Genomic DNA, 10,887 nt, shown 5'->3' with positions numbered 1-10,887 from the left:
TTAATTCTTATCCGACGCTGTGTTCGAGGCTTATCGCCAGCAGTTTTTGCGCTTCCACGGCAAACTCCAGCGGCAGCTCGGAGAAGACGTCCTTACAGAACCCGTTAACGATCATCGAGATCGCATCGTCTTCGCTGATCCCACGCTGCAGGCAGTAGAACAATTGATCTTCACCGATACGCGAGGTAGTGGCTTCATGTTCCAGCTGTGCACTGTTATTGCGGCATTCAACATACGGGAAGGTATGCGCGCCACAGTCCGGGCCTATCAGCATTGAGTCGCACTGGGTGTAGTTACGCGCGTTGGTGGCGGTAGGCATGATTTTAACCAGCCCGCGATAGCTGTTCTGGCTATGCCCGGCGGATATCCCCTTTGAGATGATCGTCGATTTGGTGTTTTTGCCGATGTGGATCATTTTGGTGCCGGTATCGGCCTGCTGATGCCCGCTGGTCAGCGCCACCGAGAAGAATTCGCCAATCGAATTATCGCCGCGCAAAATGCAGCTCGGGTATTTCCAGGTAATGGCGGAACCCGTTTCTGACTGGGTCCAGGACATTTTGCTGTTTTCGCCCTCGCACAGGGCGCGCTTGGTGACAAAATTCAGGATACCGCCGGTGTTGTTATCGCCAGGGAACCAGTTTTGCACCGTGGAGTATTTCACTTCCGCGTTTTTGTGGATGATCACTTCCACGACCGCCGCGTGCAGCTGATAACTTTCACGCACCGGGGCAGAACAACCTTCGATGTAACTCACATAGCTGCCTTCATCAGCAATCAGAATGGTGCGTTCAAACTGGCCGGTTTTTTCCGCGTTAATGCGAAAATAGGTCGACAGCTCCATCGGGCAGCGCACACCTTTCGGGATGTAGATGAAGGTGCCATCTGACGCCACCGCCGCGTTCAGGGCGGCAAAAAAGTTATCGTTCGATGGCACAACCGTGCCAAGATACTGTTTCACCAGTTCCGGATGATCGTGAATCGCTTCGCCAAACGAACAGAAAATAATGCCCTGCTCAGAGAGTTTTTCGCGATAGGTGGTCGCCACGGAAACCGAGTCGAAAATCGCATCAACAGCCACTTCTTTACCTTCGCGAACCGGTACGCCAAGCTGGTTAAACGCCGCTTCGACTTCATCGGTGAGGAAGGTATTGGCACCCGTCTGCTGCACCGCGCCCGGTTCAGAGGCACAGGTCTCATCGCAGTTGCCGCATGAGGGCGCAGAGTAGTAGCTGTAGTCCTGATAATTGAGCGAAGCATAGTTCGCTTTCAACCAGTGCGGCTCTTTCATCTGCTCCCAGGCATGGAAGGCATTCAGGCGAAACTCGAGCATCCATTCGGGCTCATTACGTTTTGCCGAAATCGCGCGGACCACCTCTTCGTTGATTCCTTTCGCCAGTTCGTCGGTCTTTAACTGGGTGAAGAAGCCCTCTTTGTAATTCAGCGGGCCGCCGGTCCAGGTCTGGACATCGTCAGTTGCTTCAGTATTGCGCGTCATAATCGTACCGCCTATACCCCAAAACTTTCGCCGCAGCCGCATTCGTTCTGCGCTTTCGGGTTATGAAATTTAAATATCTGATTCAATCCTTCGCGCACGTAATCCACTTCGGTGCCATCGATAAACGGCATCGCGGAAAGAGGCACCCACAGTTTTGCGCCGTCAGACTCAAATAACAGGTCATCGGCATGAGGCTCGGTTACCGTATCCAGCACATAGCCAAATCCTGCACAGCCGGTCTGTTTCACGCCAAGACGCACGCCCTGCATCCCTGGTTGTTTACTCACCAGATTGCGAATTTGTGTTGCTGCTGCAGGCGTTAACGTCAGGCCACGCCAGGCAAAATCATTGGGATCAAACGTTCCAGAATCTACTTCCATTGGTCTACCTCATCGGTTAAGCCATCGAAGGCATAACGCTATGTTAGTGATAATGATTATCACTTCAACCCATCTGCAACAGGGGTATTACCTTCGAACCTGTTTTACAGTGGCTTTTTATAAGCATAGACCCTCATTGTGCGGGCAACAGGGAGAGATGATTTTTTACAACACATTGAAAAATAATAGATTAAGAAAAGGTAATTACCGGAAGTGGTTGAAGAACAAAACATGCATCGATAATGCCTATTTATTTGATAGTTTTTGAGACTTCTGTCCCTATAAGTCACGTTTAAGGGTGATGGACAATTATTTCATTCTTGCTGTCGTAAAATTAATCATTCCATCTATTAAAGGCTCATCAACATAACCAATGCTGATGTTCGTTAACGAGGGCACACACTTTATGACATCAACAAACATTAACCATGCGTAAAGTATTGTTATTATTAACATTCCAATACAGGAAACAGCATGGCCTGGGATAAACACAAAGCCGTTGAATACGCGCGAATTTACGCGGGAAATTCAAGCCAAAAAAGATGCGCTCATTTCGTTTCTGAGGCCATTCGTCATGGAGGAGCACATATTCACAACACACCACATGCAAAGAATATGGCATCAAATCTCTATGCTGCGGGTTTTCGGCCTGTATTTGGTGAACCGCGCGAAGGTGATATTGCGGTAATTCAACCCATCGCAGGCCACCCTTCTGGCCATGCATGTATTTATGATGGACATGGCACCTGGTATTCAGATTTTAAGCAGCACGGTATGTATCCAGGTGCTGCATGGCGTAATGCCAAGCCCGCGTACCAACTCTACAGGCAGGATTAAAATGAGATTGTACATAATAGCGTGCTTGCTGGTTCCTTTGAGTGCCCGTGCTAGTTTGCCTCCAGCCGGACCGGAAGCCTCTGCACTCAGGTTTAATCAGTGGTATTTGTCTCAACTACAACGAGACAGAAATCCTCTCACTGATTATCAAGGTCTTTCACCTTATGTTACTGAACAGACCATCAAAGCGTTGCTAAAATCAAACCAGTCAGACCCTGAGATAGTTGATGTTCCTGATGTCGATATGTTTATAAAAGCACAAGATATTGAGGATGACTGGCAGGAAATAAATGTCGTCTCATCAGACTATGATCCCGTTTGTATGCAGGTCTATATTACCTTCGGCACAAAGCATAAACATACTGTGATTGATTGTATGGTTAAAGAAAAGGGCATCTGGAAAGTCAACTCTGTTGCTGGTCAGGCTATCTCACCAAATAGTGGTCTTAAATCTTCATTGTCAGACAAAAAATCGCCCATGCCTTAAATAACGCACTAACACCCGGTGAAGTTCAGCGGGTGTTAGTTGGGAATCAGATTACCGCAGTGGTCAGGCGCGATGTGCAGCACAAGCGCCCTTCCTCATCGAAGATTTCGATTTGCCACACCTGGCTGCGACGCCCGGTGTGGATAGCTTTACAGACGCCGCGTACCCGGCCGCTACGCACCGCGCGGATATGGTTGGCATTGACTTCCAGTCCGACAACTTTTTGATCGCCCTCGGTACAGAGATAACCCGCCACTGAACCCAGTGTCTCGGCGAGAACAACCGATGCTCCGCCGTGTAGCAGACCGAATGGCTGGTGCGTGCGATGGTCAACGGGCATCGTCGCCTCCAGCGCATCATCGGTTAACGCAACATAGCGAATATCCAGCAGCGCCATCATCGTCCCTTCGTTCATCGCATTCAGGGCATCGAGGGTCGTCTGACGTCTCCAAATCATCCAATAATCTCCAGAAGTGCCTGTAACGGATGGCGAACGCCATTACCTTCCACGCGCTTCACCTGGCTACGGCAGGAATATCCGGTTGCCAGACAGCGATTACGCGGCAGGCGTTGCATGGCCTGCTGCCATGATAGCGCATAAATCCCCAGCGAGTTTTGATGGTTTTTCTTTTCGTGACCATAGGTTCCCGCCATGCCGCAGCAGCCAACGTTGACGTTCTCCAGCTTCGCGCCAAATCGGGCAAATATGGACGCCCACTGTTTTGGCGCGGAAGGCAGCGCGGTCACCTCGGTACAGTGACCAAACAAATACCAGGGCTCGCCGCCGGATTCGTGGCTATCAATACCTTCCAGCGCCTGAGGCAGCCATTCGTGCACCAGCATGACGTTGAAATCGCCGCGTTTATCGCCCAGCACCTGCTTATATTCATCGCGATAACACAGCACCAGCGCCGGGTCGACGCCCACCATAGGCATGCCCAGCTCCGCCACCCGGTTTAGGTACTCCGCCGTTTTACGCGCGGTTTTGGTAAAGCGCGTCACGAAACCTTTAATATGCTGTGCTTTACCATTTGGTGAGAACGGCAGCAGCACCGGCTGAAGGCCCAGCTTATCGATCAGACGAATAAAGTCGGCCACCACCTGCGCATCGTAGTAGCTGGTGAAGGGATCCTGCACCACCAGCACGGTCATCGCTTTTTGTTCGGGCGACAATGCCTCAAGCTGCTCCAGCGTCATATTGGCGGAACGGTGCGAAATCATCTGCTTTTGCAACGACGGTGCGGAAAGCATCGGCAAATCAATCATACCAATGTGTTTTTCCGACAGCTTGCGCACCAGTGGCTGGCTCATAAAGAAGTTAAAGGTTTTCGGCGCACGCGCCATCAGCGGCGCATAGCTTTCAACCGTCGCCACCAGATGATCGCGGAGCGGACGCAGATAACGCGTGTGATAAAGCTGTAAGAAACGCGCGCGGAAATCCGGCACATCAATTTTAATAGGGCACTGCGTGGAACAGGCTTTACAGGCCAGACAGCCCGACATCGCCTCTTTCACTTCGTGTGAGAAATCATATTCGCCCTTACGTGCGTGCCAGCTGTTGCGGGTACGCTCAATCAATGAACGCAGGCTGGCGCGTTTGCCCGGCAGTTCTTTCTCCAGCAATAACGGATCGACGCCACGATCGGCCAACAAACGCAGCCATTCACGCACCAGCGTGGCGCGCCCCTTCGGCGAATGAATACGATCGTTGGTTACCTTCATTGACGGGCACATCGGGCTTTTGGCATCGAAGTTAAAACATAACCCGTTGCCATTACACTCCATCGCCCCGCGCCAGGAGGATCGCACAGCAATCGGGATTTGCCTGTCAAAGGTGCCGCGTTTCACCGCATCCACTTTCATCATCGGCGCATCCACGCCTTCCGGCGGGCAGATTTTCCCAGGATTTAAACGGTTAAGCGGGTCGAACGCTGCTTTGATTTTACGCAGCTCACCGTATAGCGCATTACCAAAGAAAGCCGGGCTGTACTCCGCGCGGAAGCCTTTCCCGTGCTCGCCCCACAGCAGACCGCCGTATTTCGCCGTGAGCGCCACGACATCGTCGGAGATCTGCTTCATTAAGATCTCCTGCTGCGGATCGCACATATCCAGCGCCGGGCGCACGTGCAGCACACCCGCATCGACATGACCAAACATACCGTAGCTCAGACCGTGGCTGTCGAGTAACGCGCGAAATTCAACGATGTAATCCGCGAGATGTTCCGGCGGCACGCAGGTATCTTCGGCAAACGGAATCGGCTTCGCCGCGCCTTTCGCATTGCCCAATAGGCCAACCGCCTTTTTACGCATCGCGTAGATGCGCTCGATGCCGTCAAGCTCATTGCAGCGCTGCCAGCCAATCACCCCGCCTTCCTGATTCGCGATCAGTGCGTCCAGACGCTGGCATAACGATGTGACCTGCTCTTCAATCAGCGCGTCATCGTCACCGGCGAATTCGACAATATTCAGGCCGAGCATCTCTTTATCGGGCACATCGGTGATCAATTCGCTGACCGAATGCCAGACAATGTCTTCTCGCGCCAGATTCAGGACTTTAGAATCAACCGTTTCCACCGACAGCGCGCGGGCTTCCACCATAAACGGCGCATTGCGCAGCGCAGAGTTGAACGAGTCGTACTTAATGTTCACCAAACGACGCACCTTCGGAAGCGGGGTGATATCCAGCCGCGCTTCGGTGATAAATGCCAGCGTACCTTCTGAGCCGGTGAGAATGCGGGTTAAGTCAAACTCGGTCATCTCGTCGTTGAAGACGTGGCGCAGATCGTAGCCGGTCAGGAAACGGTTGAGTTTTGGAAACTTATCGATGATGAGCTGACGATTAGCGCGACAGCCTTCAAATACCGTGCGATAAATTCGCCCGGAGGTGGACTGCTCTTTAGCCAGCGTTTCCGCCAGCGCCACCGGCACGGGCTGGGTATCCAGAATATCGCCGCCCAGTAGAACAGCGCGTACGCCTAAGACGTGATCGGACGTTTTGCCATACACCAGCGAGCCCTGTCCGGAGGCATCGGTGTTGATCATGCCGCCAAGCGTCGCCCGGTTACTTGTGGAGAGTTCCGGCGCGAAGAAATAGCCGTACGGTTTGAGATATTGATTCAGTTGATCTTTGATAACCCCGGCTTCGACCCGCACCCAACCCTCTTCGGGGTTGATTTCAATGATGCGATTCATATAGCGGGACATATCAATGATGATGCCCTGGTTCAGCGCCTGCCCGTTGGTACCGGTGCCGCCGCCGCGCGGGGTGAAGATAAGCGACTGAAAACACTCTTCCGCCGCCAGACGAGCCAGCAGGGCCACATCTGCCGTTGAACGCGGGAATACCACCGCATCCGGTAATAGCTGATACACGCTGTTATCGGTTGCCATCGTTAGCCGGTCGGCATAACGGGTGGCAGTATCGCCAGTAAAACCTTGTTGCTCCAGTGCTTGCAAATAATTCAGCACCAGTTGAACGACGCCCGGTGCCTGAGAAATCTGTGGGATCATGACGCTTGACCCTGTCTGAATAGTTAGTGTTGTTATACACGCGCAGCGTCGCCATGGGCGGTTAGCGCATGTTTAATCGTTTGCGTAGTGCATTCAACGTTGTATCACATTTTTTTCTTATGCGCCCGGTAGATTTAAGTGCAAAATCGGCCGCCTAAGTGGATTGATATTATTATCAATAACAGGGTTTACGCCGCGCCAGCGTTCTTGCGCACAGAAGAAGGTAAATTTGATATATGAGTACGCTTCAACGTCCTCGCGATATACCGCAAATATTGCTATCGGTGCTGTTTTTGGCCCTGATGATCATCGCTTGTCTATGGATTATTCAGCCGTTTATTCTGGGCTTTGCCTGGGCGGCCACGATCGTCATTGCCACCTGGCCGGTACTGCTTCGGTTGCAACGCATACTTTTTGGCCGCCGGAGTTTAGCGGTTCTGGTGATGACACTGCTGCTATTTTTACTGTTCGTGATCCCGATTGCCCTGCTGGTTAACAGTGTTGTTGACGGCAGCGCGCCGCTCATCCATGACATTACCTCTGGCACGCTGGAACTGCCGGACTTTGCGTGGCTTAACAGCATTCCTTTTGTTGGCGCGAAGCTCTATCAGGGCTGGCACAGCCTGTTGGATATGGGCGGTAGCGCTATTATGGCAAAAGTCCGCCCCTATATCGGCACCACCACCACGTGGTTTGTCGGCCAGGCGGCGCATATTGGCCGCTTCCTGCTGCACTGCGGATTAATGTTACTGTTCAGCGCGCTGCTCTACTGGCAGGGTGAAAAAGTCGCCTTTGGTATTCGCTACTTCGCGACCCGTCTGGCGTCAAAACGTGGCGATGCCGCCGTACTTCTGGCCGGTCAGGCGATTCGCGCCGTCGCGCTGGGCGTGGTGGTGACTGCGTTAACACAGGCAATTCTCGGCGGTATCGGCCTCGCCATCACCGGCGTACCGTATGCCACGCTGCTAACAGTCGTGATGATTTTTTCCTGCCTGGTGCAACTTGGGCCGCTCATCGTACTAATACCGTCAATCATCTGGCTCTACTGGACCGGCGATACCACCTGGGGCACCGTACTGCTGGTGTGGAGCTGCGTAGTGGGCACCATGGATAACTTTATCCGTCCGGTGCTGATTCGCATGGGTGCCGATCTGCCGATGATTCTGATTCTGTCCGGCGTTATCGGTGGTCTGGTGGCATTCGGCATGATTGGGCTGTTTATTGGCCCGGTAGTGCTGGCGGTCTCCTGGCGTCTGTTTGACGCCTGGATGCATGAAGTGCCCCCTCCGACGACCGACCCGGATCAGGTGCTGGAAGAGTTGCAGCAGTTTGATATGAGTATTGAGAAAAAAGAGTAATCCCCCGCCTCGCCCCACTTAAGCATTTCTTATCAATAAAGGGTAGTAATGTTAATGGATGCCATCAAATGATGGCATCCTTACCTGCCTTAACTAAAAATCATTCACACTATTTTAACTATTGAGACGAATCCGATCGACGTGAAAATGTCGCATGCCTACTATTAGGACACGGTTATAAATCAACAGCTTGATTTATAAGCATGGAAATCCCCTGAGTGAAACAATGAATTGCTGTGTGTAGTCTTTGCCCATCTCCCACGATGGGCTTTTTTTTATCACTTCACATCGCACCAACTCATCATGCGCCAGTTTTCGGGCAGAACCCGCGTTTCGCCTGTGACATTTACCGTCACCCGCCCCTGAATATCCGCCGACGAACGACCAATCTGGAACTCAAACTCACCGGGCTCCACGATGCGTTGCCCCTGATGGCTGGTGAAATTGAGCATATCCACCGGTATCGCAAAGGTGAGCGTGGCCGACTCGCCTGGCGCCAGATCCACTCGCTGGAACGCTTTCAGTTCCTGGAGCGGTCTGACCATCGAGGCAATGTTGTCGCGTACATACACCTGCACTACATCGCTGCCGCTGCGCTCGCCGCTGTTTTTTACTGTGACGCTAAGCGTCACGTCGCCGTGAATATCCACATTTTCGCTTTGCAGCGTCGGCGTGCCATAATCGAACGTCGTCCAGCTCAGGCCATACCCAAACGGATACAGCGCGCCAAAATGAAAAGCGAACGGCGTGCCGCCGCTTTTCAGCTTATGGTTGTAGTAAAACGGCATCGCCCCGGCACTTTTCGGCACGCTCACCACCAGCCTGCCCTGCGGTTCCGCGCGGCCGGTCAGCACATCAGCAATCGCCCAACCGCCCTCCTGACCCGGTGCCCATGCCAGCATAAACGCCGCCACCTTCGACTCCAGCCCTTGCAGGTTGTAGGGGCGTCCGCCCGTCATCACCACAATCACCGGTTTCCCGGTTGCCACCAGCGCTTCCAGCAACTGTTGCTGCACGCCCGGCAGATGTAAACTATCGGTGTCTGACCCCTCGCCCACAGTTCCGCTCTGGAACAGCCCGGCAAGATCGCCCACGCAGGCAATCACCACCTCACTTTCCCGCGCCGCGTTTACCGCATCGTCAATCAGCGAGATATCGAGGGAGACCGGGGATGATTGCATTGGCTTACCTGAACTGTCCCCCGGGAATACCGGCGCACCAGCCAGGCGTTCTTTGATGATGTGACAACCTTTGGCGTAGCGAATGTTGTCCTCGCCCAGATAACTGCGCAGCGCTGCCAACGGTGTGGTGACCTGCGCCGTGTTATCCACCATATCACTGATTATCAAATGTACCGGGAAACTGTAGCCGCTCAACAACGCCAGCGGATCGTCCGCCGTCGGGCCTACGATCGCCACGCGCGGTTTTCCTGTCAGCGGCAAAATGTTTCGGTTTTCCAGCAACGTAATCGATTGAGTGGCAACGTCTCTGGCCGCCTGACGCGCGGCGGGAGACTGGAGGGAAATGGCGCTTTCGTCGGTATACGGATGTTCAAACAGCCCCAGACGGAATTTTACGGTGAGCAACCGCGCGACGATTTCATCAATTTTCGCCATGCTGATAAGCCCGCGTTCCAGCGCTTGCGCCAGATGACGAGCGCAATCATCTTTTGGCAGCTCAACATCCAGCCCGGCATTAAAGGCCAGTGCCGCCGAGTGCGCGGCATCTTCACTGACGCCATGGTGCTGATGCAGGAGGCTAACGCCGCCGTAATCCGCCACCACAATGCCATCGAACCCCCAGCGTTCTCGCAGCAGCGTGGTCAGCAGGAATGCATCGCTGTGCCCCGGTTGATTATCAATATCGTGATACGCAGGCATCACCGAACCGGCATTCGCCAGTTTCACCGCCATTTCAAAAGGCAACAGGAAAGTGTCATTGAGTTCGCGAAAACCCAAATGTACTGGTGCATGGTTACGCGCGCCTTCGCTAAATGAGTGACCAACGTAATGCTTAAGCGTCGCCAGCACGTCGCGTTTCGCCCCCTGAAGCCCGTCAACGTACGCGCAGGCCATGACGCCCACCAGCCACGGATCTTCGCCAAAGGTTTCTTCGGTACGCCCCCAGCGCACATCACGCGAGACATCCAGCACCGGCGCCAGCCCCTGTTTACAGCCCGTTGTTCGCGCTTCTTCGCCAATCTGTTGTGCGGCGCGCCTGACCAGTTCAGGATCCCATGTGGACGCGTAATTCAGCGAGGAGGGAAATAAGGTTGCGTCTTTGCACAACAGGCCCACCAGGCACTCTTCATGGAACAGCGCCGGAATGCCAAGACGCGTCTCTTCCATCAACATTTTTTGCAGGCGGTTAGCCGCCCGCACGCCGGTTCTCGCATCCACAATGTGTGTACCCAGCGGGCGCGTGATTTGACCGACGCCCAACATTAAACGCTCGCCCAGGGATGCCTGCTCGCTAACACCGGAAAATTCATCGCTCAAATCGCTTCTTTCCCGGTGCTGGCCGTCCTCAGACAACACCAGCCAGTAGGCATGCATCTGGGCAAATTTCTCTTCGGGCGTCATTCGCGCCAGCAGATCGGCAACGCGCGCGTTCACAGGATGCTGAGGGTCTTTATAAATGGGGGTCATCGCCTTCTCCTGAACAGGTTGAGTAAAACCAGTATTCAGAAGCGCTATCGCGACAACAATTGTCTAAATTCGCAGAAGATTTACGTTTTTTGGTTTTTTCGCAGGAGTGTGATCGGTCGCAAGTTAAGGAGGGTCTGATAGGGAAGAAATAAGAAAGCCCCCGGCGTTGATT

General features: G+C 53.4%; 8 protein-coding genes and 1 other RNA gene. 4 read left to right on the top strand and 5 right to left on the bottom strand.

What is annotated here, in order from left to right; translation table 11 throughout:
- Nucleotides 1-7: 7 nt before the first annotated feature.
- Together sufB and sufA are read right to left on the bottom strand one after the other, a co-directional pair.
- The gene (sufB, locus tag ACOXYR_RS09275; protein ID WP_189623034.1) at nucleotides 8-1,495 is read right to left on the bottom strand and encodes a Fe-S cluster assembly protein SufB; all 1,488 of its coding nucleotides are present in this window, start codon (nucleotides 1,493-1,495) and stop codon (nucleotides 8-10) included.
- Between the two features lie 11 nt (nucleotides 1,496-1,506).
- A complete protein-coding gene (gene sufA / locus ACOXYR_RS09270; RefSeq protein ID WP_015964198.1) occupies nucleotides 1,507-1,875 on the bottom strand; it encodes a Fe-S cluster assembly scaffold SufA in 369 nt (122 codons plus the stop codon).
- Nucleotides 1,876-2,349: 474 nt separating this feature from the next.
- Here sufA and ACOXYR_RS09265 point away from each other — a divergent pair, with 474 nt between their 5' ends.
- Both ACOXYR_RS09265 and ACOXYR_RS09260 read left to right on the top strand, forming a co-directional pair.
- Nucleotides 2,350-2,712, top strand: coding sequence for a CHAP domain-containing protein (locus tag ACOXYR_RS09265; RefSeq protein WP_421356192.1), 363 nt, complete (start codon nucleotides 2,350-2,352; stop codon nucleotides 2,710-2,712).
- Between the two features lies 1 nt (nucleotide 2,713).
- Nucleotides 2,714-3,199: a DUF3828 domain-containing protein gene (locus tag ACOXYR_RS09260; protein WP_350435786.1), complete on the top strand. Its 486-nt coding sequence runs from the start codon at nucleotides 2,714-2,716 to the stop codon at nucleotides 3,197-3,199.
- 46 nt (nucleotides 3,200-3,245) lie between these two features.
- On the opposite strand, the gene menI is transcribed toward ACOXYR_RS09260, so the two are convergent.
- On the bottom strand, nucleotides 3,246-3,656 hold the full coding sequence (gene menI, locus ACOXYR_RS09255) for a 1,4-dihydroxy-2-naphthoyl-CoA hydrolase (RefSeq protein ID WP_113857000.1): 411 nt from the start codon (nucleotides 3,654-3,656) through the stop codon (nucleotides 3,246-3,248).
- A complete protein-coding gene (gene ydiJ, locus ACOXYR_RS09250) occupies nucleotides 3,653-6,709 on the bottom strand; it encodes a D-2-hydroxyglutarate dehydrogenase YdiJ (protein ID WP_421356193.1) in 3,057 nt (1,018 codons plus the stop codon). Before ydiJ ends, menI begins: the two co-directional genes overlap by 4 nt.
- Before the next feature lie 236 nt (nucleotides 6,710-6,945).
- Here ydiJ and ydiK point away from each other — a divergent pair, with 236 nt between their 5' ends.
- On the top strand, nucleotides 6,946-8,067 hold the full coding sequence (ydiK, locus tag ACOXYR_RS09245; RefSeq protein ID WP_189623032.1) for an AI-2E family transporter YdiK: 1,122 nt from the start codon (nucleotides 6,946-6,948) through the stop codon (nucleotides 8,065-8,067).
- 171 nt (nucleotides 8,068-8,238) lie between these two features.
- An RNA gene (gene rprA, locus ACOXYR_RS09240) (antisense sRNA RprA) lies at nucleotides 8,239-8,346 on the top strand.
- Here the strand turns inward: rprA and ACOXYR_RS09235 are convergent.
- Nucleotides 8,346-10,715: a glycoside hydrolase family 3 N-terminal domain-containing protein gene (locus ACOXYR_RS09235; RefSeq protein ID WP_421356194.1), complete on the bottom strand. Its 2,370-nt coding sequence runs from the start codon at nucleotides 10,713-10,715 to the stop codon at nucleotides 8,346-8,348. The two genes, rprA and ACOXYR_RS09235, sit on opposite strands and share 1 nt — an antisense overlap.
- Nucleotides 10,716-10,887: the final 172 nt, after the last annotated feature.

Origin of the sequence: Pseudocitrobacter faecalis, assembly GCF_965231525.1 — a bacterium.
GTDB classification, from domain to species: domain Bacteria; phylum Pseudomonadota; class Gammaproteobacteria; order Enterobacterales; family Enterobacteriaceae; genus Pseudocitrobacter; species Pseudocitrobacter faecalis.
This window is presented reverse-complemented; position numbering and strand designations above follow the sequence as displayed.

What these genes read in the sequence shown, in the direction of transcription:
- sufB (WP_189623034.1), bottom strand. Translation starts at nt 1,495, where the DNA reads ATGACGCGCAATACTGAAGCAACTGACGATGTCCAGACCTGGACCGGC.
- sufA (WP_015964198.1), bottom strand. Translation starts at nt 1,875, where the DNA reads ATGGAAGTAGATTCTGGAACGTTTGATCCCAATGATTTTGCCTGGCGT.
- ACOXYR_RS09265 (WP_421356192.1), top strand. Translation starts at nt 2,350, where the DNA reads ATGGCCTGGGATAAACACAAAGCCGTTGAATACGCGCGAATTTACGCG.
- ACOXYR_RS09260 (WP_350435786.1), top strand. Translation starts at nt 2,714, where the DNA reads ATGAGATTGTACATAATAGCGTGCTTGCTGGTTCCTTTGAGTGCCCGT.
- menI (WP_113857000.1), bottom strand. Translation starts at nt 3,656, where the DNA reads ATGATTTGGAGACGTCAGACGACCCTCGATGCCCTGAATGCGATGAAC.
- ydiJ (WP_421356193.1), bottom strand. Translation starts at nt 6,709, where the DNA reads ATGATCCCACAGATTTCTCAGGCACCGGGCGTCGTTCAACTGGTGCTG.
- ydiK (WP_189623032.1), top strand. Translation starts at nt 6,946, where the DNA reads ATGAGTACGCTTCAACGTCCTCGCGATATACCGCAAATATTGCTATCG.
- ACOXYR_RS09235 (WP_421356194.1), bottom strand. Translation starts at nt 10,715, where the DNA reads ATGACCCCCATTTATAAAGACCCTCAGCATCCTGTGAACGCGCGCGTT.